This window comes from Pseudomonas sp. Z3-6, assembly GCF_051131985.1.
Classification (GTDB): Bacteria; Pseudomonadota; Gammaproteobacteria; order Pseudomonadales; family Pseudomonadaceae; genus Aquipseudomonas; species Aquipseudomonas zanjanensis.
Window position 1 is genome coordinate 5,861,808 of the sequence record NZ_CP071644.1, and the last position, 21,970, is coordinate 5,883,777.

At 61.8% G+C, this 21,970-nt stretch carries 27 protein-coding genes; 11 read left to right on the forward strand and 16 right to left on the reverse strand.

The window, feature by feature from the left end; all coding sequences use genetic code 11:
• Window position 1: 1 nt before the first annotated feature.
• The 9 genes from hisD to J3P88_RS25535 form a co-directional block, all read right to left on the reverse strand.
• A complete protein-coding gene (gene hisD / locus J3P88_RS25495; protein WP_186708860.1) occupies window positions 2-1,339 on the reverse strand; it encodes a histidinol dehydrogenase in 1,338 nt (445 codons plus the stop codon).
• A gap of 123 nt (window positions 1,340-1,462) precedes the next feature.
• Window positions 1,463-2,098 (reverse strand): ATP phosphoribosyltransferase, encoded by a 636-nt coding sequence (hisG, locus tag J3P88_RS25500; protein WP_434572303.1) that lies wholly within the window; start codon window positions 2,096-2,098, stop codon window positions 1,463-1,465.
• A 125-nt stretch (window positions 2,099-2,223) separates the two neighbouring features.
• Window positions 2,224-3,489, reverse strand: coding sequence for a UDP-N-acetylglucosamine 1-carboxyvinyltransferase (gene murA, locus J3P88_RS25505; RefSeq protein WP_186708857.1), 1,266 nt, complete (start codon window positions 3,487-3,489; stop codon window positions 2,224-2,226).
• 22 nt (window positions 3,490-3,511) lie between these two features.
• Window positions 3,512-3,751 carry a BolA family protein gene (locus J3P88_RS25510; RefSeq protein WP_007953556.1) on the reverse strand — a complete coding sequence of 80 codons (240 nt, stop codon included), beginning with the start codon at window positions 3,749-3,751 and terminating at the stop codon, window positions 3,512-3,514.
• Between the two features lie 115 nt (window positions 3,752-3,866).
• Window positions 3,867-4,172: an STAS domain-containing protein gene (locus J3P88_RS25515; protein ID WP_186730418.1), complete on the reverse strand. Its 306-nt coding sequence runs from the start codon at window positions 4,170-4,172 to the stop codon at window positions 3,867-3,869.
• 8 nt (window positions 4,173-4,180) lie between these two features.
• Window positions 4,181-4,834, reverse strand: a complete 654-nt coding sequence (locus J3P88_RS25520) for an MlaC/ttg2D family ABC transporter substrate-binding protein (protein WP_092333293.1) — start codon at window positions 4,832-4,834, stop codon at window positions 4,181-4,183.
• A gap of 11 nt (window positions 4,835-4,845) precedes the next feature.
• Complete coding sequence (gene mlaD / locus J3P88_RS25525) at window positions 4,846-5,313, reverse strand: outer membrane lipid asymmetry maintenance protein MlaD (protein WP_003178020.1); 468 nt, start codon at window positions 5,311-5,313, stop codon at window positions 4,846-4,848.
• Complete coding sequence (gene mlaE / locus J3P88_RS25530; protein WP_186708834.1) at window positions 5,313-6,110, reverse strand: lipid asymmetry maintenance ABC transporter permease subunit MlaE; 798 nt, start codon at window positions 6,108-6,110, stop codon at window positions 5,313-5,315. Before mlaE ends, mlaD begins: the two co-directional genes overlap by 1 nt.
• Window positions 6,110-6,919 (reverse strand): ATP-binding cassette domain-containing protein, encoded by an 810-nt coding sequence (locus tag J3P88_RS25535; protein ID WP_092205009.1) that lies wholly within the window; start codon window positions 6,917-6,919, stop codon window positions 6,110-6,112. The genes mlaE and J3P88_RS25535 overlap by 1 nt, the downstream gene beginning before the upstream one ends.
• A gap of 272 nt (window positions 6,920-7,191) precedes the next feature.
• On the opposite strand from J3P88_RS25535, the gene J3P88_RS25540 reads away from it, so the two are divergent.
• The 10 genes from J3P88_RS25540 (at window position 7,192) to J3P88_RS25585 (ending at window position 14,197) form a co-directional block, all read left to right on the forward strand.
• Window positions 7,192-8,166, forward strand: coding sequence for a KpsF/GutQ family sugar-phosphate isomerase (locus J3P88_RS25540; protein WP_186708801.1), 975 nt, complete (start codon window positions 7,192-7,194; stop codon window positions 8,164-8,166).
• Window positions 8,167-8,691 (forward strand): KdsC family phosphatase, encoded by a 525-nt coding sequence (locus tag J3P88_RS25545; RefSeq protein ID WP_186708798.1) that lies wholly within the window; start codon window positions 8,167-8,169, stop codon window positions 8,689-8,691.
• Between the two features lie 7 nt (window positions 8,692-8,698).
• Window positions 8,699-9,268: an LPS export ABC transporter periplasmic protein LptC gene (gene lptC, locus J3P88_RS25550; RefSeq protein WP_186730417.1), complete on the forward strand. Its 570-nt coding sequence runs from the start codon at window positions 8,699-8,701 to the stop codon at window positions 9,266-9,268.
• Window positions 9,255-9,800 (forward strand): lipopolysaccharide transport periplasmic protein LptA, encoded by a 546-nt coding sequence (gene lptA / locus J3P88_RS25555; RefSeq protein WP_186708793.1) that lies wholly within the window; start codon window positions 9,255-9,257, stop codon window positions 9,798-9,800. The genes lptC and lptA overlap by 14 nt, the downstream gene beginning before the upstream one ends.
• Window positions 9,800-10,525: an LPS export ABC transporter ATP-binding protein gene (gene lptB, locus J3P88_RS25560; protein WP_018614004.1), complete on the forward strand. Its 726-nt coding sequence runs from the start codon at window positions 9,800-9,802 to the stop codon at window positions 10,523-10,525. The genes lptA and lptB overlap by 1 nt, the downstream gene beginning before the upstream one ends.
• Before the next feature lie 164 nt (window positions 10,526-10,689).
• Entirely contained in the window at window positions 10,690-12,183 is a 1,494-nt protein-coding gene (locus J3P88_RS25565; RefSeq protein WP_434572308.1) for an RNA polymerase factor sigma-54, read from the forward strand.
• A 77-nt stretch (window positions 12,184-12,260) separates the two neighbouring features.
• Window positions 12,261-12,569, forward strand: coding sequence for a ribosome hibernation-promoting factor, HPF/YfiA family (gene hpf / locus J3P88_RS25570; RefSeq protein ID WP_003178005.1), 309 nt, complete (start codon window positions 12,261-12,263; stop codon window positions 12,567-12,569).
• Window positions 12,570-12,581: 12 nt separating this feature from the next.
• Complete coding sequence (gene ptsN, locus J3P88_RS25575; protein ID WP_186708763.1) at window positions 12,582-13,046, forward strand: PTS IIA-like nitrogen regulatory protein PtsN; 465 nt, start codon at window positions 12,582-12,584, stop codon at window positions 13,044-13,046.
• A gap of 2 nt (window positions 13,047-13,048) precedes the next feature.
• Window positions 13,049-13,906 (forward strand): RNase adapter RapZ, encoded by an 858-nt coding sequence (rapZ, locus tag J3P88_RS25580; protein WP_434572310.1) that lies wholly within the window; start codon window positions 13,049-13,051, stop codon window positions 13,904-13,906.
• A 15-nt stretch (window positions 13,907-13,921) separates the two neighbouring features.
• Window positions 13,922-14,197 (forward strand): HPr family phosphocarrier protein, encoded by a 276-nt coding sequence (locus J3P88_RS25585; protein ID WP_434572312.1) that lies wholly within the window; start codon window positions 13,922-13,924, stop codon window positions 14,195-14,197.
• Between the two features lie 169 nt (window positions 14,198-14,366).
• On the opposite strand, the gene J3P88_RS25590 is transcribed toward J3P88_RS25585, so the two are convergent.
• The 6 genes from J3P88_RS25590 to pmbA all read right to left on the reverse strand — a co-directional run bounded on the left by J3P88_RS25590 (window position 14,367) and on the right by pmbA (window position 19,741).
• Window positions 14,367-15,257, reverse strand: a complete 891-nt coding sequence (locus J3P88_RS25590; RefSeq protein WP_186708755.1) for a ZIP family metal transporter — start codon at window positions 15,255-15,257, stop codon at window positions 14,367-14,369.
• A 19-nt stretch (window positions 15,258-15,276) separates the two neighbouring features.
• A complete protein-coding gene (locus J3P88_RS25595; RefSeq protein WP_434572314.1) occupies window positions 15,277-15,900 on the reverse strand; it encodes a superoxide dismutase in 624 nt (207 codons plus the stop codon).
• Window positions 15,901-15,902: 2 nt separating this feature from the next.
• The gene (locus tag J3P88_RS25600; protein WP_186708749.1) at window positions 15,903-16,343 is read right to left on the reverse strand and encodes a hypothetical protein; all 441 of its coding nucleotides are present in this window, start codon (window positions 16,341-16,343) and stop codon (window positions 15,903-15,905) included.
• A 28-nt stretch (window positions 16,344-16,371) separates the two neighbouring features.
• Entirely contained in the window at window positions 16,372-17,748 is a 1,377-nt protein-coding gene (locus J3P88_RS25605) for a class II fumarate hydratase (protein ID WP_434572316.1), read from the reverse strand.
• Entirely contained in the window at window positions 17,741-18,136 is a 396-nt protein-coding gene (locus J3P88_RS25610) for a FagA protein (protein ID WP_434572318.1), read from the reverse strand. Before J3P88_RS25610 ends, J3P88_RS25605 begins: the two co-directional genes overlap by 8 nt.
• A 258-nt stretch (window positions 18,137-18,394) precedes the next feature.
• Window positions 18,395-19,741: a metalloprotease PmbA gene (gene pmbA, locus J3P88_RS25615; RefSeq protein ID WP_434572320.1), complete on the reverse strand. Its 1,347-nt coding sequence runs from the start codon at window positions 19,739-19,741 to the stop codon at window positions 18,395-18,397.
• Window positions 19,742-19,849: 108 nt separating this feature from the next.
• On the opposite strand from pmbA, the gene yjgA reads away from it, so the two are divergent.
• Window positions 19,850-20,374, forward strand: coding sequence for a ribosome biogenesis factor YjgA (gene yjgA, locus J3P88_RS25620; RefSeq protein WP_014336624.1), 525 nt, complete (start codon window positions 19,850-19,852; stop codon window positions 20,372-20,374).
• Between the two features lie 153 nt (window positions 20,375-20,527).
• Here the strand turns inward: yjgA and tldD are convergent, their stop codons facing one another.
• On the reverse strand, window positions 20,528-21,970 hold the full coding sequence (gene tldD, locus J3P88_RS25625; protein WP_186710681.1) for a metalloprotease TldD: 1,443 nt from the start codon (window positions 21,968-21,970) through the stop codon (window positions 20,528-20,530).

Consider the following 21,970-nt stretch of genomic DNA (forward strand, 5'->3'; position numbering starts at 1 on the left):
TTCAGTTCCCCTGCCGTTCAACGGATGGCTCGTCAAGAATGCGGTACTCGGCGCTGCGGGCGTGGGCGCTCAACGATTCGCCACGGGCCAGCACCGAAGCGGTCTTGCCCAGTTCGGAGGCACCCTGCTCGGAGCAGAAGATGATCGACGAACGTTTCTGGAAGTCATACACCCCCAGCGGCGACGAGAAGCGCGCGGTGCCGGACGTCGGCAATACATGGTTAGGGCCTGCGCAATAGTCACCCAGGGCCTCGCTGGTGTGGCGGCCCATGAAGATCGCACCGGCGTGGCGGATCTGCGGCAACCAGGCCTGCGGGTCGGCTACCGACAACTCCAGGTGTTCCGGCGCGATGCGGTTGGCGACTTCGATGGCCTGCGCCATGTCATCGACTTTGATCAGCGCCCCACGGCCATTGATCGACGTGTTGATGATCTCGGCGCGGTCCATGGTCGGCAACAGCTTGTCGATGCTCGCGGCCACCTTGTCGAGGAACTCGGCGTCCGGGCTGACCAGGATCGCCTGGGCGTCTTCGTCGTGCTCGGCCTGGGAAAACAGGTCCATGGCGATCCAGTCCGGATCGGTCTGGCCGTCGCACACCACGAGGATTTCCGAAGGGCCGGCGATCATGTCGATGCCAACCTGGCCAAACACGTGGCGCTTGGCGGTGGCGACGTAGATGTTGCCCGGGCCGACCACCTTGTCCACCCGTGGCACGCTTTCGGTGCCATAGGCCAGCGCCGCCACGGCCTGGGCACCGCCGATGGTGAACACCCGGTCCACGCCAGCGATGCACGCGGCGGCCAGCACCAACTCGTTGATCTCACCTCGCGGGGTCGGGACGACCATGACCACTTCGGTCACACCGGCGACCTTGGCCGGGATGGCGTTCATCAGCACCGAGGACGGATAGGACGCCTTGCCCCCCGGCACATACAGGCCGGCGCGGTCCAGCGGGGTGACCTTCTGGCCCAGCACCGTGCCATCGGCTTCGGTGTAGCTCCAGGAGTCCTGTTTCTGCCTTTCGTGATAATCGCGCACCCGAGCCGCAGCTTTTTCCAGGGCTTCGCGCTGGGGCACAGTGATCCGGGTCAAGGCCAGTTCCAGGCGCTCGCGCGGCAGGATCAGGTCGGCCATGGACGCCACTTGCAGGCCGTCGAATTTCTGGGTGAATTCCACCAGGGCGGCATCGCCACGCTCGCGCACGGCCTTGATGATGTCCAGCACCCGCTGATTGACCGAGTCGTCAGACACGCTTTCCCAGCTCAGCAGATGATCCAGATGATGTGCGAAATCCGGGTCGGCAGCGTTGAGTCGGCGAATCGAAGTGGGAGCGGTCATAGCGAGGGCCTCATTAATGGCAAATGCTCAGGCGCCCTAAGCTACCAGTCCATTCGCGTGGGCACCTGAGAAAATTGGCTATGACACGGATAGACGGGCGCGACTCAAGGTCGCGCAGGTGAATCAGCCGCGGTGTCGCGATTCCACTGCCTTGCGCAGGGTATCGATCAGAGCCTGGATACGAGCATGTTGCATTTTCATCGACGCCTTGTTGACGACCAGCCGGGAGGTGATGTCAGCGATGAAGTCCTGGGGTTCCAGGCCGTTGGCCCGCAGGGTGTTACCGGTGTCGACCACGTCGATGATCTTGTCCGCCAGGCCGATCAGCGGCGCCAGCTCCATCGAACCGTACAGCTTGATGATATCGACCTGACGACCCTGCTCGGCGTAATAACGCTTGGCGATGTTGACGAACTTGGTCGCCACCCGCAGACGCCCCTTGGGCTCCGGCGTGCCGACTTTCCCGGCAGTCATCAGCTTGCAGCGGGCGATCCGCAGGTCCAGGGGCTCGTACAGGCCCTGGCCGCCGTATTCCATCAGCACGTCCTTGCCGGCGACGCCCAGGTCGGCGGCGCCATGTTCCACGTAGGTCGGCACGTCGGTGGCACGCACGATCAGCAAGCGCACGTCGGCCTGGGTCGTGGGGATGATCAGCTTGCGGCTCTTGTCCGGATTCTCGGTCGGCACGATGCCCGCTTCAGCCAGAAGCGGCAGGGTGTCGTCAAGGATGCGGCCCTTGGACAGTGCGATGGTCAACATGGGAAACGTCAGTCCTTATCAAGGTACTCATGCCCGGTCGCAAGCGGCGCCGGACACACATCGAGGGTGCAAACACCCTCGACCTGAAAATCAACGGGCACATCCTTGTGCCCATGCAGCCGGAACTAGCCCGGTACGCGGCGGATCTTGGCGCCGAGCATCTGCAGTTTCTCTTCGATGCACTCGTAGCCACGGTCGATGTGGTAGATGCGATCGATCAGGGTATCGCCTTCGGCAACCAGGGCCGAGATGACCAGGCTGGCCGAAGCCCGCAGGTCGGTGGCCATGACTGGCGCACCCTTGAGCTTCTCGGTGCCCGTGACGATGGCAGTGTTGCCTTCGACCTGGATCTTGGCGCCCATGCGGTGCAGTTCGTAGACGTGCATGAAGCGGTTTTCGAAGATCGTCTCGATCACCGCGCCGGTGCCTTCGGCAATGGCGTTGAGGGAGATGAACTGCGCCTGCATGTCGGTGGGGAACGCCGGGTACGGCGCGGTCCGCACGTTGACGGCCTTGGGCCGCTTGCCGTGCATGTTCACTTCGATCCAGTCTTCGCCGCAGGTGACTTCGGCACCGGCTTCCTTGAGTTTTTCCAGGACGGCTTCGAGGATGGTCGGATCGGTGTCCTTGACCTTGACGCGGCCACCAGTGACGGCAGCGGCCACCAGGTAGGTGCCGGTTTCGATCCGGTCCGGCATCACCTTGTAGGTAGCCGAATGCAAGCGCTCGACGCCATCGATGGTGATGGTGTCGGTGCCGGCGCCGCTGATCTTGGCACCCATGGCGATCAGGAAGTTCGCCAGGTCGACCACTTCAGGCTCGCGGGCGGCGTTCTGCAGCACGCTGCGGCCCTTGGCCAGTGCGGCAGCCATCATGATGTTCTCGGTACCGGTCACGCTGACGGTGTCGAAGAAGAAGTGTGCACCGCGCAAGCCGCCTTCCGGCGCCTTGGCCTTGATGTAGCCGCCTTCGACGTCGATCACCGCGCCCATGGCTTCCAGGCCACGGATGTGCAGGTCCACCGGACGCGAGCCGATGGCGCAACCGCCAGGCAAGGCGACTTCGGCTTCACCGAAACGGGCGACCATCGGGCCCAATACCAGGATCGATGCGCGCATGGTTTTCACCAGCTCGTACGGGGCGATCAGGGTCTTGATGGTGCGTGGGTCGATCTCGACGCTGAGCTTCTCGTCGATCACCGGCTCGATGCCCATGCGGCCGAACAGCTCGATCATCGTGGTGATGTCGTGCAGGTGCGGCAGGTTGGCTACAGTCACAGGACCGTCGCACAGCAGGGTCGCGGCCAGGATTGGCAGGGCGGAGTTCTTTGCCCCGGAAATACGGATTTCGCCATCAAGACGAGCGCCGCCGGTAATAATCAGTTTATCCATAAGAATCTCGAGGCCCTTGGGCTCAGGTGCGCTCGGCCCAGGCCGCGCTGCTGAAAAATTTCATCGTGACCGCGTGGATGCTGCCATCGGCGATCCATGGGTTCAAATGGGCATAGATGCTCTGCTGACGCTTCACTGGACTCAACGCCGCCAGTTCATCGCTGATTACGTTCAGCTGGAAATTGCAGCCTTCGCCTTCAACCTCCACCTGCGTACCAGGCAGCTTTCCTTCAAGGAAGCTCTTCACTTCTACAGCCTGCATGCTCAACCTCAATCGGCGCCCTGTGCGCGCGGGTCGCACATCATACAAAAAAGCCCCGCGCCTGCGAACCCCGCGAAGCAGGACTCTGACAGAGGGGCTTTTCCAACAATGTGGGTCAGGGGTGCACCAACAGCTCGGTCAGCTCGCTGACCTGGGCTATTTCGCGCATGTCTTCGGGCATCCCACGGATGCTCCACGTTTTGCCGGCCGCCTTGGCGTCCCGCATGAAACACAGCAGCAGCGACAAGCCGACACTGCTGGACTTCTGCACCGCCGAGCAGTCAATGACCACCTCGGCGCCGCCAATGGACTTGATCAGCGCCTGGCCCTGCTTGCGCAGGGCCGGCCCAGAGCGGTAATCCAACACGCCGCTGAGCAGCAGCTCACCGGCCCCGCCCAGACGAACGGCCGATTCACTCACCGACTCGATCATTGTTCCTGCTTCTCTTTGGCTTCTTCGGTCACTTCCTTGGCCTTGGCGACTTCACCGGCCCAACCGTCGATGGTCTTGTCCAGGTCGTTGCCATTGCGCTGCATGGCGTCGGCGAACTGATCGCGGAACAGCTTGCCGATGTTGATGCCGTTGATGATCACGTTGCGCACCTTCCACTCGCCGTTGATCTTCTCGAGCGTGTAGGACACCGGGTAGACCGCGCCGTTGTTGCCCTTGACCTGCATGTCGACGCTGGTGCGAGTGCCGCTTTCATCCTTGGCCGGGGAAACGGTGATGCCCTGGTTGTTGTACTCCAGCAAGGCGTTGCCATAGAACTGCATCAGGCTGCGCTTGAAGTTCTCCTGGAAGCGGGTCATCTGCGCCGGGGTGGCCTTGCGCGAGTACTTGACGGTCATGATGCTCTTGGAGATGCCATCGGCGTCCACCACAGGGCCGACGATGCCGTTCAGTGCGTCATAGAACGCGCTGGGGTCCTGCTTGTATTTCTCTTTGTTGGCGGCAAGGTCCGCCAGCAACCGGGTGGTCGTGTCCTGGATGATGTCATGGGCCGAAGGCGCGGCCACGGCGTTGGCCATCAACGGCAGTGCCGCGAGCAGCACCAACAGGCTACGTCGCAAGATAGAGATCATTCAAAAGCTCCTCATTTGGCGTCTTTGCTAACGGTATTGAGCAGGAATTTACCGATCAGGTCCTCGAGCACCAGGGACGACTGCGTGTCGTGGATGACGCCACCGTCCTTGAGCACGGTGTCCTCTCCACCCACGCTGATGCCAATGTACTTCTCGCCCAGCAGCCCAGCCGTGAGGATAGATGCAGTGGAGTCAGTCGGCAGGTTGTCCACGCGCTTTTCCAACTGCAGCGTCACCCGACCGGTGAAATCCTCGCGGTTCAGATCGATTGCCGTGACCTTGCCGATGGTCACACCGGCCATGGTCACCTTGGCTCTGACCGTCAAACCGGCGATATTGTCGAAGTTGGCATAAAGTTTATAAGTATCGGTGCTTGCCGTCGGCGCCAGTCCACTGACCCGCAGGGCCAGCAGCAGCAAAGCCAGGATGCCAGCCAGCAAGAAAAGGCCGACACCGATTTCCAGGGTGCGGTTTTGCATCAGAAATCTCCAAACATCAAGGCGGTCAGAATAAAGTCAAGGCCCAGGACCGCCAGCGAGGCGTACACCACGGTCTTGGTTGTGGCACGGCTGATCCCCTCTGAAGTGGGCTCACAGTCATAGCCTTGAAACACGGCGATCCAGGTCACGACGAACGCGAACACGGCACTTTTGATCACGCCATTGAGGACATCGTCGAGGAAATCGACGCTGTTCTGCATGTTCGACCAGTAGGAACCTTCATAGACCCCCAGCCAGTCGACGGCCACCCAGGAGCCGCCCCAGATCCCCACGACGCTGAAGATCATCGCCAGCACCGGCAGGGAAATGAAGCCGGCCCACAGGCGCGGGGCAACGATGTACTTGAGCGGGTCGACACCGATCATTTCCAGGCTGGACAGCTGCTCGGTGGACTTCATGTTACCGATTTCAGCCGTCAGCGCCGAACCGGCCCGCCCGGCGAACAGCAGCGCGGTCACCACAGGACCAAGCTCGCGCAGCAGCGTCAGGGCGACCATCTGCCCGACCGCCTGCTCCGAACCGTAGCTGGACAAAATGCTGAAGCCTTGCAGCGCCAGCACCATGCCGATGAAGATCCCGGAGACGACGATGATCACCAGGGACATCACGCCCACCGAGTGCAACTGCTTGACCAGCAGGCCAAAGCCGCCGCCCGTCGAGTTGCGACCGAGCAGGGCGTGCATCAAAAACAGCGAGGAACGGCCCAGCACCGCCACCACGTCGATGCCGGAGCGACCGAACAGGCGAATTCTTTCCAACAGTGATTTCTTGCGCATCAGCGCTTCCCCAGCAGATCGGTACGGTAATCCGTGGCCGGGAAATGGAACGCCACCGGCCCGTCCGGATCACCCTTCATGAATTGGCGAATGCGCGGGTTGTCCGAATCCGCCAGTTCCTGCGGCGTGCCCTGCCCCAGCACCTGCCCATCGCCGACCACATAGATGTAGTCGGCAATGCTCGCGGTTTCGGCCAAATCGTGGGAGACCACGATACTGGTGATGCCCAGCGCATCATTAAGCAGGCGGATCAGGCGCACGAGCACACCCATGGCGATCGGATCCTGGCCGACGAAGGGCTCGTCGTACATGAGGATCTTCGGATCGAGGGCAATCGCCCGCGCCAGCGCGACACGACGCTTCATGCCACCGGACAGCTCGTCCGGCATCAGGTCGATGGCGCCGCGCAGCCCGACGGCCTGCAATTTGAGCAGGACGATGTCGCGGATCATTTCTTCCGGCAGGTCGGTATGGACCCGCAGCGGGAACGCCACGTTCTCGAACACATCGAGGTCGGTGAACAGCGCGCCGCTCTGGAACAACACCCCCATGTGCTTGCGCGCATCGAACAGGTCGCTGCGAGACAATTGGGGAAGATTCTGGCCATTGACCCAGACTTCGCCGGCGCTGGGGCGCAGCTGCGCGCCCATCAGCCGCAGCAGCGTGGTCTTGCCACACCCGGAGGGCCCCATGATGCCGGTGACCTTGCCCCGTGGTATGCGAATATCGATGTCATTGAAAATGCTGCGCGTCCCTCGCTTGAAGGACAGTCCCTTCAGCTCGACCGCGTAGGCGTTGTCGGCACTCATCTAAACTCCTTGCGATGCAGCCTCACATTCGAATGCCTTGGGCAGCCGACAAGCGTCGCTACCGCCGGCAGCGAACCGGCGGCGAACTATATCACTGCAACAGCGAAGCGCCCAAGGCCAACGGCCCCGCCGTTAAGCCTGGCTTAAGGTAAAAAGTCTGATATTACGTCGAACCTTGCAGCCGCCAGCACAAAGCATGACGAACTTACGTGAGGGAATTGTTCATTGCCGCTATAATCGCCGCCTTTTCATCGGGCTATACGATTTCTGACATGAACCAATCCAGCGACCTGATTCAATCGGCACAACGTACCATCCGCCTCGAGCTTGAAGCCGTGCAAGGCTTGCTGGCCCATATCGACGCTGATTTCGTACGCGCCTGCGAGATGATTCTGGCCAGCAAGGGCCGCGTGGTCGTGGTCGGCATGGGCAAGTCCGGGCACATCGGCAACAAGATCGCCGCCACCCTCGCCAGCACCGGCACCACGGCCTTTTTTGTCCACCCGGCCGAGGCCAGCCACGGCGACATGGGCATGATCACCCGGGACGACGTCATCCTGGCCTTGTCCAACTCCGGCTCCACCAATGAAATCATCACGTTGCTGCCGTTGATCAAACGCCTGGGCATCCAGTTGATCAGCATGACCGGCAACCCGGACTCGCCGCTGGCCAAGGCCGCCGAAGTGAACCTCAATGTTCATGTCGAACACGAAGCCTGCCCGCTGAACCTGGCGCCGACCTCCTCCACCACCGCAGCCCTGGTCATGGGCGACGCCCTGGCCGTGGCGCTGCTGGAGGCCCGGGGCTTCACCGCGGAAGACTTCGCCTTTTCCCATCCCGGTGGTGCCCTTGGCCGTCGCCTGCTGCTGAAAGTCGAAAACGTGATGCACGCCGGCCAGGCATTGCCACAGGTTGTGCGCGGCACGCTGCTCAAGGACGCGCTCATGGAGATGACCCGCAAGGGACTGGGCATGACGGTAGTGCTGGAAGCCGACGGCAAGCTCGCCGGGATCTTTACCGACGGCGACCTGCGCCGCACCCTGGACCGCGCCATCGACATCCACAGCGCGACCATCGAGCAAGTCATGACGCCCCACGGCAAGACCGCCCGTGCCGAGATGCTCGCCGCCGAGGCCCTGAAAATCATGGAGGACCACAAAATCAGTGCCCTGGTCGTCGTCGATGGCGAAGACCGTCCGGTGGGCGCCCTGAACATGCACGATTTGCTGCGCGCGGGAGTCATGTAAATGAACACAGACCTGTTGCAACGGGGCCAAGCCATCAAGCTGGCCGTGTTCGATGTGGACGGCGTACTGACTGACGGTCGCCTGTATTTCCTCGAAGACGGCAGCGAGTTCAAGACCTTCAACACCCTCGACGGCCAAGGCATCAAGATGTTGATGGCCGCCGGCGTGCAGACCGCTATCATCAGTGGCCGAAAGACCCCGGTGGTCGAGCGGCGCGCGAAGAACCTCGGCATCCCGCACCTTTACCAGGGGCGCGAAGACAAACTGGTGGTGCTGGACGAACTCTTGGGCCAACTCAACCTAAGCTATGAACAAGTGGCCTATCTCGGTGACGACCTGCCGGACCTGCCGGTGATTCGCCGGGTCGGCCTGGGCATGGCCGTCGCCAACGCGGCCAGTTTCGTGCGCGAGCACGCCCACGGAATCACCACGGCGCGAGGCGGCGAAGGTGCCGCCCGCGAATTCTGTGAACTGATCCTGCGCGCCCAGGGCCGTCTCGAAGCGGCCAACGCCGCGTACCTGTGAGCCATTTATGCTGAGCAAAAAGATTCGCACCGTTGTGGTGTTTGCCTGTATCGCGGCGATTTTCGCCGCGGTGGGCTATTGGAACATCAGCCCTGAACGGTTTCTCGACCAGCCTGCGGCCCAAGTCGAGGAAAAGATCGACTGGTACGCGACCAACACCCACACCCTGCAGTACCTGCCCGACGGCAAAGTGCAATATGAGATGACGTCCGACAAGGTCGACCACGTCAAGGCCACTGACATTACGCTGGTCACCAAGCCGGACTTGAACATATTCCGCGGCACCGATTTTCCCTGGCATGTGCAGAGCGAGCACGCCGAAGTCAATTCCGGTGGCACCGAAGTGGAACTGATCGACTCGGTACGCATCGCCCGGACCGACGAAAAAAACCGTGCGACCATCATCACCAGCACACGCATGACGGTATTCCCGCAGCAAGAATATGCGCAGACCGAGCAACCCGTTAGAATCGACGGCGCCGGGGGTGTATCGACCGGCACGGGAATGAAGGCGTATTTGAAGGAAAGCAGGATACACCTGCTATCGAACGTAAGAGGACAGTATGAAGCTCGCTAAAACCCTCCCTATTTTGCTCAGTCTGGGCGCAGCACTGGGAAGCGCGAGCGCCTGGGCTCTTCCCACCGACCGCGACCAGCCTATCCGCATCCAGGCCGACGACGCGCAACTCGACGACAAGAATGGCGTCGCCACCTATAAAGGCGACGTGATCATCACCCAAGGCTCGATGAAGGTCACCGGCAACACCGTGACCATCACCCGCACCCAGTCCGGCGATATCGACGTGGTGACCTCGGTGGGCAACCTGGCCTATTTCGAGCAGATGCAAACCGCGGGCGACACCAAGCCGGTACAAGGCTACGGCGTTACCATCCAATATCACGCCTCCCAGGATCGCGTGGTCCTGATCGACCGCGCCAAGGTCGTCGACAAGGACAACAACGTCACCCAAGGCGAGAAAATCGTCTACGACACCAACAAGAAACTCGCCAGCGCCGGTCGCGCCACCGGCAGCAAGGTGACCGAGCAGCGTCCGCGGATCGACATGGTGATCCAGCCTAAAAAGAAAACCGAGCAGAAGGCCCAGTAATGGCAACTCTGAAAGCTCAGCACTTGGCCAAGAGCTACAAGAGCCGTCAAGTCGTGCGTGATGTCAGCCTGTCCATCGACAGCGGCCAGATCGTCGGCCTGCTCGGCCCCAATGGCGCGGGCAAGACTACTTGCTTCTATATGATCGTCGGCCTGGTCCAGGCCGATCAGGGTCGCGTACTGATCGACGACCTGGATGTCAGCCACCAGCCGATGCACGGCCGCGCGAAGGCCGGTATCGGCTATTTGCCGCAAGAAGCGTCGATCTTCCGCAAACTGTCGGTGGCCGACAACATCATGGCGATCCTCGAGACCCGCAAGGAACTCGACAAGGCCGGCCGTCGCCAGGAGCTGGAAAGCCTGTTACAGGAATTCCACATCAGCCACATTCGCGACAACCTGGGCATGAGCCTGTCTGGTGGCGAACGGCGTCGCGTGGAAATCGCCCGCGCCCTGGCCACCGCGCCGAAATTCATCCTGCTCGACGAACCGTTCGCCGGCGTGGACCCGATCTCGGTGGGGGACATCAAGCAGATCATCCATCACCTCAAGGCCAAGGGCATCGGCGTACTGATCACCGACCACAACGTGCGCGAGACGCTGGATATCTGCGAAACCGCCTACATTGTCAATGACGGCCAGTTGATCGCCGAAGGTGACTCCGCTGCGATCCTGGCCAACGACCTGGTCAAGGAAGTGTACCTGGGCCATGAGTTCCGCCTGTAAGCACACGTGTCTGGCGAATTGCCCGGGCGTCGTTTAATTTTATTATGGCGACGCTCTAGGCAAACACTTCAGTTTCAGGCATATAATTTGCTTAAGTTTGGCGCTCCGGCGCCCTGTAGTGGATGGCGCATGTGCGCCGGCGAATAAGGTGTTAAGCCCCTGCCATGAAACCATCGCTAGTCTTGAGAATGGGCCAGCAGCTGACGATGACACCGCAGCTGCAACAGGCCATCCGCCTGCTCCAATTGTCGACCCTGGACCTGCAACAGGAAATCCAGGAGGCCCTGGAGTCCAATCCGATGCTCGAACGCCAGGAAGAAGGCGACGACTTCGATAACACCGATCCGCTGGCCGACAACGTCGAGCAGAAGACCAATACCGAGATCCCGGAACCGTCCTACCAGGAAGCCGCCCCGACGGTGGACAACCTCGAGGAAGGCGAATGGAACGAACGCATTCCCAACGAGCTGCCCGTGGACACGGCCTGGGAAGACGTCTACCAGACCAGCGCCAGCAACCTGCCAAGCAGCGATGACGACGAGTGGGACTTCACCACCCGCACCTCTGCCGGCGAGAGCCTGCAAAGCCACTTGTTGTGGCAACTGAACCTGGCGCCGATGTCCGACACCGATCGCCTGATCGCCGTGACCCTGATCGATTGCATCAACAACCAGGGCTACCTGGACGAGACCCTCGAGGAGATCCTCGAAGCCTTCGACCCCGAGCTCGACATCGAGCTGGACGAGATCGAAGCCGTCCTCCATCGCATCCAGCAGTTCGAGCCGGCCGGCATCGGCGCTCGCAACCTGGGCGAGTGCCTGTTGCTGCAATTGCGCCAGTTGTCCGCCAAGACACCGTGGCTGGCCGAAGCCAAGCGACTGGTCACCGATTTCATCGACCTGCTGGGCGGTCGCGACTACAGCCAACTGATGCGCCGCATGAAGCTCAAGGAAGATGAGCTGCGCCAGGTCATCGAGCTGGTGCAGAGCCTCAACCCGCGCCCCGGCTCGCAGATCGAATCCACCGAGCCTGAGTACGTGGTGCCCGACGTGATCGTGCGCAAGCACAATGATCGCTGGCTGGTGGAGCTCAACCAGGAATCGGTGCCCAAGCTGCGCGTCAACGCCCAGTACGCTGGCTTCGTCAAGCGTGCCGACACCAGCGCCGACAACACCTTCATGCGCAATCAGCTGCAGGAAGCCCGCTGGTTCATCAAGAGCCTGCAAAGCCGCAACGAAACATTGATGAAAGTTGCCACCCAGATCGTCGAGCATCAGCGCGGCTTCCTGGAGTACGGCGATGAAGCGATGAAACCGTTGGTCCTGCATGACATTGCCGAAGCCGTGGGCATGCACGAATCGACGATTTCCCGGGTGACCACCCAGAAATTCATGCATACCCCCCGGGGCATCTATGAATTGAAATACTTTTTCTCCAGCCACGTCAGCACCTCCGAAGGCGGCGAATGCTCGTCCACGGCCATCCGCGCGATCATCAAAAAACTGGTGGCTGCGGAAAATCAGAAAAAGCCGTTGAGTGACAGCAAGATCGCTGGTTTACTGGAGGCACAAGGCATTCAGGTGGCCCGCCGTACCGTCGCCAAGTACCGTGAATCCCTCGGGATCGCGCCTTCGAGCGAGCGCAAGCGGTTGATGTAACAAGGCCACGCCACAGCGTTCCAGTGGCAGGCATTTCTGCCTGCCGCTTTATGCACTGGCAACGAAGGAGAAGCTGTATGCAAGTCAACATCAGTGGACACCAACTGGAAGTGACCGAACCCCTGCGCACCTACATCGGCGAAAAACTCGACCGATTGGAGAGGCATTTCGACAAGATCACCAACGTGCAGGTCACGATGAACGTCGAGAAGCTGCTGCAGAAAATCGAAGCCACGCTGCATATTCCCGGCGGAGAAGTGGTTGCCAACGCAGAGCACACAGACATGTATGCCGCGATTGACCTGCTGACCGACAAGCTGGATCGCCAACTCAAAAAGCATAAGGAAAAGACCCAGAGCCTCCTCCAGGGCGCTACCGGTCGTTAACCCCCCCAATCCATGATCCGACTAGAAACCATCCTGACCCCCGGCCGTTCCCAAGTGAACGCGCCGGGCGGCAGTAAAAAGAAAGCCCTCGAACAAATTGCCAACCTGATCCACCGCGAGGTGCCTGATCTGGTGATGCAGGACGTCTTCGAGGCCCTGGTTGCCCGTGAAAAACTCGGTTCCACCGGTTTTGGCAACGGCATCGCCATTCCTCACTGCCGTCTCAAGGGGTGTGCCGCGCCGATCAGCGCATTGTTGCACCTTGATACCCCCATAGATTTCGACGCCATCGACGGCGCCCCGGTCGACCTGCTGTTTGTATTGCTGGTTCCGGAAGCGGCGACCGATGCGCACCTCGAGCTGCTGCGCCAGATTGCCAGCATGCTGGACCGCAAGGAAGTGCGCGAAAAACTGCGCAGCGCACCGAGTAACGAAGCTTTGTACCAGGTGGTCCTGGACGAGCAGAACGGTCATTAAACATGCGCATGATCATCGTCAGTGGCCGCTCCGGCTCCGGTAAAAGCACGGCCCTCAACGTGCTTGAGGACAGCGGCTACTATTGCATCGACAACCTGCCCGCCGGCCTGCTGCCGGAACTGGCCGAGCGCGCCCTGATCCACACGGAACTGGCGCAGTCGCTGGTGGCGGTGTCCATCGATGCGCGCAACCTGCCGAGCCACCTGTCGCGCTTCCCTGAACTGCTCGAGGAAGTGCGCAGCCGGCATATCCAGTGCGATGTGTTGTACCTGGATGCCGATGAGGAGACGCTGCTCAAGCGCTTTTCCGAAACCCGCCGGCGCCACCCCCTGAGCAACGCCAACCGCTCCCTGGCCGAAGCCATCGAGGATGAAAGCCAACTGCTGGGGCCGATTGCCGACCTGGCCGACCTGAAGGTCAACACCACGCACCTGAACCTGTATCAGCTACGTGACACGATCAAGCTGCGCCTGCTGAACCAACCGGAGCCGGGCACGGCGTTCCTGGTGGAGTCGTTCGGTTTCAAGCGTGGCATGCCGGTGGACGCCGACCTGGTGTTCGATGTGCGCTGCCTGCCCAACCCCTATTGGAAGCCGGAATTGCGCGAGCAGTCCGGGCTTGACCAACCGGTGATCGACTACCTGGCCGCACAGCCGGACGTCGAGGAAATGTACCAGGACATCTCCAGCTACCTGCTCAAATGGCTACCCCGCTTTGCCGCGAGCAATCGCGCCTACGTCACGATTGCCATCGGCTGTACCGGCGGTCATCACCGCTCCGTCTACCTGACCGAACGCCTGGGTCAGCTCCTGCAACTATCCCTGAAGAATGTCCAGGTTCGCCACCGCGACCTCAGCTAAAGGATTCACATCGCGATGCCTGCTCGGGAAATTGAAATCATCAACAAGCTGGGTTTGCATGCCCGAGCGTCGGCAAAATTCGTCGGTGTGGCGGGTCAGTTCAAGGACACCACCATCAGGGTCGGTCGCACGCCAGAGTCTACGGTCGACGGTAAAAGCATTATGGCGATGATGATGCTAGCCGCCGGCAAGGGCACGAAGATTCACCTGAGCACTGAAGGGGAGCAGGCGCAGGAAGCGATGGATGCGCTGGTGGCGCTGATCAACAACTACTTTGACGAAGGCGAATAACCGCCCCTGGACTCGAGCCGAGCTTAGTTGTGGCGAGGGAGCTTGCTCCCGCTCGGCTGCGAAGCAGCCGTAAATCCACAGCAGGAAAACACAACGGGGCCTGCTTCGCAGGCCAGCGGGAGCAAGCTCCCTCGCCACAACAGCACAAACGCATGGCCCCTGGATTGCATCAGGCCAACGCCGTATCCAACACCATCATCAGACAAAACCCCACCAGCAATCCCAGGCTCGCCAATTTCTCGTAACCATTGCGACGGGATTCGGGAATCACCTCATGGGTCACCACCAGCAGCATCGCCCCGGCCGCCAAGGCCAGACCCAGGGGCAAGAGCATCTCGGCCAGGCTCACCAACCAAGCGCACAACAGCGCGAACACGGGTTCGACCAGCCCGGACGCGGCGCCAATCAGGAACGCCTTCACCCGCGACATACCCGCCGCGGCCAGCACCAGCGCGATCACCAGCCCTTCGGGGACATCCTGCAAGGCGATACCCATTGCCAGGCTGTCGGCATCCGGCATGCCGCCGCCTGCTGACACGCCCACCGCCATGCCTTCCGGAATGTTGTGAGCGATGATGGCGAACACGAACAACCAGATCCGCGGCGCAATGACCGGACGTCCTGGCGCTGCGACCAGCCGTTCGGGGCTGGCTGAGACCTTGCGGTCCACCAGGTACAGCCCGAACGCCCCGGACATGATGCCAAAACAGATAAGACCGCTGGCGGCCCAAGGCGTGAGCCCCAGTTGCTCGGCCGCGGCAATGCCCGGCACGATCAGCGAAAACGCCGTGGCGGCGAGCATCACCCCCGCGCCGAAGCCTAGCAGCGAATCGCTCACGGCCTGGGGCATGCGTCGAATGACCAGCACCGGCACGGCCCCCAGCGCGGTGCCCAAGGCGCACAACCCACCGCCTTGAAGCGCCCGCAACAGCTTGGGCTCCAGGTCCAGCCACGCCAGGCCCTGGGCCGCCAACAACGTCATGCCGGCCAACAGCAACAGCGACCCCAAGGCATAGCGGAACATCCGTCCGCCGCCAATCGCCAGTGTTTGAGTGTCCATGATCAGCCTTGGGTTGTGTTCATGAAGGACTTGAAGCCAGCGCTGCCTGATAGCGTCGGGCAACTTCAGGCCAATTGATCACGTTGTAGAAGGCGTTGATGTATTCAGGTCGACGGTTCTGGTAGCGCAAGTAATAGGCGTGCTCCCAAACGTCGAGACCAAGAATCGGCGTGTTGCCATTCATCAACGGACTGTCCTGGTTGCCGCTGCTTTCCACCACCAGGGTCTTTTGCGGGGTCACGCTCAACCAGGCCCAGCCGCTGCCAAACCGGGTCAGCGCCGCTTTGGTGAAGGCTTCCTTGAAACGCTCGATGCCGCCCAGTTGCGCGTCGATCGCCGCCGCCAGGGCGCCCTCGGGCTGGCCGCCGCCCTGGGGCGTCATCACCTCCCAGAACAACGAATGGTTGGCGTGGCCACCGCCCTGGTTGATCACCGCGGCCTTCAGGTTTTGTGGCAACTGCTCCACGCTGGCCACCAGTTTTTCGACGGGCCATTCGGCGTATTCGGTGCCATCCACCGCCGCGTTGAGGTTATTGATGTAGGTCTGGTGGTGCTTGGTGTAGTGGATCTCCATGGTTTGCGCATCGATGTGCGGTTCCAGGGCGTCGTAGGCGTAAGGCAATGCAGGCAAGGTAAAAGCCATGTTCAATGAACTCCATGATGAAGAGGGGCATAGCGCGGCCGGGGCGTGGTGGCATTGCAGTGCAGCAGACGTTGGGTACGCGGGTACTCACCGTGCTCGCTGATGAAATTCAGCAGTTCGACATAGGTCTTGTGGCTCTGGCGTTGCGCAGCGGCGCGCAGGGCCGGTGCCAGGCGTTCGTCCTGCATTGTCTGCAACAACCGCTGGTGGATCGCGCACAAGTATTCGGCGCTCTCCTCCGGCTGGTTCAAGCGCAGGTGAAGGTCCGCCAGGTTGTGGTGGGAGACGACGCAGGCAGCCACGGCTTCGTCGGCGTCCGCCCAACGCTCGAACAACACTTGGGCCAGCGCCAGGGCTTGCAGGTAGGCTTCGCGGGCATCCACCAGCTCGCCTTGCATGAAACAGCGATTGGCCCGTTCGATCGTACGTTTCCAATGTTCCATGATGAGTCCTCCACACAGGTGTCGGGGGTTACACGCCGCCAGCGGTGAGCTTCTCCGGGTCCAGCAGGACTTCGAGTTCGCTGCGCGTCAGGTCGGTGTGTTCCAGGGCGACATCGATGACCGGCCGGCCTTGCTGGTAAGCCTTCTTGGCGATTTCAGCGGCCTTCTGGTAACCGATGATCGGGTTCAGCGCGGTCACCAGGATCGGGTTGCGCGACAACGCTTCCTTGAGCCTGGCTTCGTTGACCTTGAACGTGGCGATGGCCTTGTCCGCCAGCAAGCGGCTGGCGCTGGACATCAGGGTGATGCTGCTCAGCAGGTTCTGGGCAATGATCGGCAGCATCACGTTCAATTCGAAATTGCCTGATTGACCGGCGATGGTGATCACCGTGTCGTTGCCGATCACCTGGGCGGCCACCATCGCGGTGGCTTCAGGAATGACCGGGTTGACCTTGCCGGGCATGATCGAGGAACCCGGCTGCAAGCCCTCGAGTTCGATCTCGCCCAGGCCTGCCAGCGGCCCGGAATTCATCCAGCGCAGGTCGTTGGCGATTTTCATCAGCGACACGGCCGTGGTCTTGAGCTGCCCGGAAACCGCCACGGCGGTGTCTTGGGAGCCGATCAAGGCGAACAGGTTCTTGCCTGGGGTGAATTGCACCTGGGTCAATTGCGTCAGTTGCTGGCTGAACAACTCGGCGAAGCTCGGATGGGCATTGACCCCAGTGCCCACCGCCGTACCCCCCTGGGCCAGGGATTGCAGGCTCGGCAGCAGGTCTTGCAAGTGGCCGATATTGGCCTTGAGTTGCTGGGCCCAACCGTCGAGCACCTGGCTCAGACGCACCGGCATGGCATCCATCAGATGGGTGCGGCCGGTCTTGATGAACGGGTGGACTTCTTTCGCCTTGCGCTCGATCACCTGCACCAGGTGCGACAGCGCCGGTAGCAGTTGCTCATGCAAGGCCAGCGCGGCGCTGACATGAATGCTGGTGGGAATGACGTCGTTGCTGCTCTGGCCGCAGTTGACGTGGTCGTTCGGGTTGACCGTCTCTCCCAGCAGGCCGCTGGCGAGGGTGGCGATCACTTCGTTGGCGTTCATGTTGGAACTGGTGCCGGAGCCGGTCTGGAAGATATCCACCGGGAAATGGTCCATGTAACGACCTTCGAGCAGTCCCAGGGCGGCATCGACGATGGCCTTGCCCTGGGCCGCGCTGACCTGCTCCAGCTCTACGTTGGCCCGTGCGGCCGCGGCCTTGGCCAGGATCAGGGCTCGGATGAATTGCGTCGGCATCCGCTGGCCGCTGACCGGGAAGTTTTCCACGGCACGCTGGGTCTGGGCGCCATAGAGAGCGTCCACCGGGACGTGCAACTCGCCCATGCTGTCGCGTTCGATACGGGTATTACTCATCGGGAGATCCTTGCACCAATTCAATAAGGGGAATCGACGGCGCCAGGGCACAGGTGGCCAGCGCCCAGGCGTGACGCTGCCAACGCTTGAGGCGGCAGCGGCACAGTGATTGTCGTTCGAGGTCACGCAATGGTCGCCAGGCCTGGTCAAGGCAGAGGCTGCGCCAATGCCAGGGCAGCGCGACGTCCGAGGCGGTGTCGAGCAGCAAACGGAAGGCAGTTTCGGAAATCATCCACGGCGAGGTGGCGGTACAACACGCCAGGTAGCGGCCCTCGGCCAGGTAATGCTCGATCAGCTTCGGCTCGTCCGGGTTCATCGCGCAACGGATCTGGCGACTCATCCAGCGCCAGCTTTCAAGGTAGGGTTGTTCGTGCAGGGCAGAACTCATGACCGGGGCTCACTCGGCGAATGAGATTCATTATTAGATGATAATAAGAAGCAACACAACCGCAAGCGATACAAATTCATTGTGGCGAGGGAGCTTGCTCCCGCTCGGTTGCGCAGCGACCGCAAGATTTTTGGGTCGCTTCGCGGCCTAGCGGGAGCAAGCTCCCTCGCCACAAAAGCGCTCTCGCCACAGGATCGTCGGGCACAAAAAGGCGCGTCACCCCCAGTGGATGACGCGCCTTTTTTACACGGTGAGGCGTTAGCTCCCCGCCACCATCATCCGCTCGACCAGCACCGAGCCGGTGCGGATGTTGCTGCGCAATTCCAGATCGTTGCCCACGGCCACGATCTGTTTGAACATGTCGCGCATGTTCCCGGCGATGGTCACTTCCTGGACCGGGAACTGGATCTCGCCGTTCTCGACCCAGAAACCGGCCGCGCCACGGGAATAATCCCCGGTGACCATGTTCAGGCCGTGGCCCATCAGTTCCGTCACCAGCAGGCCCCGACCCATGCGGCGCAGCAAGGCAGCCTGGTCTTCTTCGCCATGGGTCACGAACAGGTTATGCACGCCACCGGCATTGGCGGTGCTCGGCATGCCGAGCTTACGGCCCGAATAGGTGCCGAGGATGTAGGACACCAGTTCGCCGTTTTCCACGAACGGCTTGGCATAGGTGGCCAGGCCATCGCCATCGAACGCCGAACTGCCCATGGCCTGCATCAGATGCGGACGCTCGTCGATGGTCATCCATTCCGGGAACAGCTTCTGGCCCAGCGCGCCCTCGAGGAACGACGACTTGCGGTACAAGTTGCCGCCGGACACCGCTGACAAGAAGCTGCCGAACAGGCCACCGGCCAACTCGGCCGAAAACAGCACCGGCACTTCGCAGGTCGGCACCGGCCGCGCGCCGAGGCGGCTGGCTGCCCGTTGCGCGGCTTTGCGGCCGATGCTCACCGGGTCCGCCAGCAAGGTGCCCTGGCGGCTCACGTCGTACCAGTAGTCGCGCTGCATCTGGCCGTCGGCTTCGGCGATCATCACGCAACTGAGGCTGTGACGGGTCGATGCATAACCGCCGATGAAACCGTGGCTGTTGCCGTAGACCCGGCAGCCCTGGTGGGTATTGAGCGTCGTGCCGTCGGCGTTCTTGATCCGGCTGTCGGCCTCGAATGCCGCCGCTTCGCAACGCAGTGCCTGCTCGATGGCCTGCTCTGGGGTGATGTCCCAGGCGTGGAACAGGTCGAAATCCTTCAGTTCCTTGCACATCAGCGCAGCATCGGCCAGGCCCGAAGCTTCGTCTTCGGAGGTGTGCTGGGCAATCGCCAGCGCGGCGGCGACGGTTTCGCGGATGGCGTCCGGGCCGCTGGCCGAGGTGCTGGCCGAGCCCTTGCGCTGGCCCACGTACAAGGTGATGCCAAACCCCTGGTCGCGATTGAACTCGACGGTTTCCACCTCGCGCTGGCGTACCGACGTCGACAGACCCTGCTCCAGGGACACCGCCACTTCGCACGCACTGGCACCCTGGCGCTTGGCCTCGGCGAGGATCTGCTCGACCTGTTCCTGCAGTGCCGGCAATGCTTGCGGGCCGACGCTTTGAACTGCACTCATGGTGTTCTCCACTCAAATTCTGTTTTCGGTGATGGCCATCGAGCGACCGGGCCGGACAAGCGGCCCCCGACTGGTTATCATGGCGGCGTTTCTTTGCGGACTGCCACCATGGTTGATTCTTACGACGACTCCCTCTACGAGGGTGAAAAAAGCAAATCCCAGGTCAAACGCGAGCTGCATGCTCTGGTTGACCTCGGCGAGCGCCTGACAACACTCAAGCCTGACTTGCTGGCCAAACTGCCTTTGACCGACGCCTTGCGCCGGGCCCTGGCCGATGCGCCCAAGCACACCGCGAATATCGCGCGTAAACGGCACCTGCAATTCATCGGCAAACTGATGCGCGATCAGGACACTGACGCCATCCTGGTGCTGCTCGATCAACTCGATGCCTCCACCCGGCAGTACAACGAACGTTTCCACAACCTGGAACGCTGGCGCGATCGCTTGATCGCAGGCGACGACGGCACCCTGGAAAAGTTCGTCATCGACTACCCGGAGGCCGATCGCCAGCAACTGCGCTCCCTGATCCGTCAGGCCCAGCACGAACTGGCGCAGAACAAGCCACCGGCCTCGAGCCGTAAAATCTTCAAGTACATCCGTGAGCTGGACGAGACTCAACGCGGCCTGCGTTGAGCTTCACCCGCTTCACGCCCCTCCACGGGGTGACTGTTACCGTGGCGAGGGAGCTTGCTCCCGCTGGGCTACGCAGTAGCCCAAATGCGGTTGCTACGCAACCGAGCGGGAGCAAGCGCCCTCGCCACGACTCAAGCAAGTCCCCGAATGTCTTCAAGCGCCCGTGCCACCCACGGTAATCGCATCGATCTTCAGGGTCGGCTGGCCGACGCCCACCGGCACCGATTGCCCGTCCTTGCCGCACGTACCCACCCCGCTGTCCAGCGACAGGTCGTTACCCACCATCGACACCTTGCTCATCGCCTCCGGCCCGTTGCCGATCAGGGTCGCGCCCTTGACCGGTGCGGTGATCTTGCCGTCTTCGATCAGGTAGGCCTCGCTGGTGGAGAACACGAATTTGCCGCTGGTGATGTCCACTTGGCCACCGCCGAGGTTGGCGCAATAAATGCCTTTTTTCACCGAGGCGATGATCTCCGCCGGATCGCTCTGGCCACCCAGCATGTAGGTGTTGGTCATGCGCGGCATCGGCAGGTGTGCATAAGACTCACGGCGACCGTTGCCGGTGCGGGCCACACCCATCAATCGGGCGTTGAGCTTGTCCTGCATGTAGCCCTTGAGCACACCGTTTTCGATCAGCGTGGTGCATTCGGTCGGCGTGCCTTCATCGTCGACGCTCAGGGAGCCACGACGCCCGGCGAGGGTGCCGTCATCGACAATGGTGCAGAGTTTCGAGGCGACCATTTCCCCCATGCGCCCACTGTAGGCCGAGCTGCCCTTGCGGTTGAAGTCGCCTTCCAGGCCGTGGCCCACCGCTTCGTGCAGCAGCACGCCGGACCAGCCGGAGCCGAGCACCACGGGTAATGTACCGGCCGGGGCCGGGATGGCTTCGAGGTTGACCAACGCCTGGCGCAGTGCTTCGCGGGCATAGCCCATGGCGCGGTCTTCACTGAGGAAATAACGGTAGTCGGTGCGCCCGCCGCCGCCATGGCCGCCGCGCTCGCGACGGCCGTTCTGCTCGACGATCACGCTGACGTTGAAACGCACCAATGGCCGCACGTCCGCCGCCAGGCCGCCGTCGGTGGAGGCCACCAGGATCCGTTCCCAGACCCCGGCCATGCTGACCGACACTTGCTGGATGCGTGGGTCGAGGGCGCGGGTGGCGACGTCGATGCGCTTGAGCAGCTCGACTTTTTCGGCGCGGCTCATGACCTCCAGTGGGTTGTCCGGGGCATAGAGCTGCGCCACGTCCTGGCTGCTGAATGCCTGGACCGTGCCGTTCTGCCCGGCCCGGGAGATAGAGCGGGCCGCACGGGCCGCTGCGCCGAGGGCTTCGAGGGTGATGGCGTTGCTGTAGGCAAAACCGGTCTTTTCGCCGGACTGGGCACGCACGCCCACGCCCTGGTCGAGGTTGAAACTGCCTTCCTTGACGATGCCGTCTTCCAGCGACCAGGACTCGGAGATCTGGCCTTGGAAATACAGGTCGGCGGCATCGATACCCGGGCCGGCCAGGTCGCCCAGCACGCCTTGCAGGCTTTCGAGGGTCACGCCGCCGGGGGCTAAAAGGTGTTCACTGACTGAGGACAACAACCCGCTCAT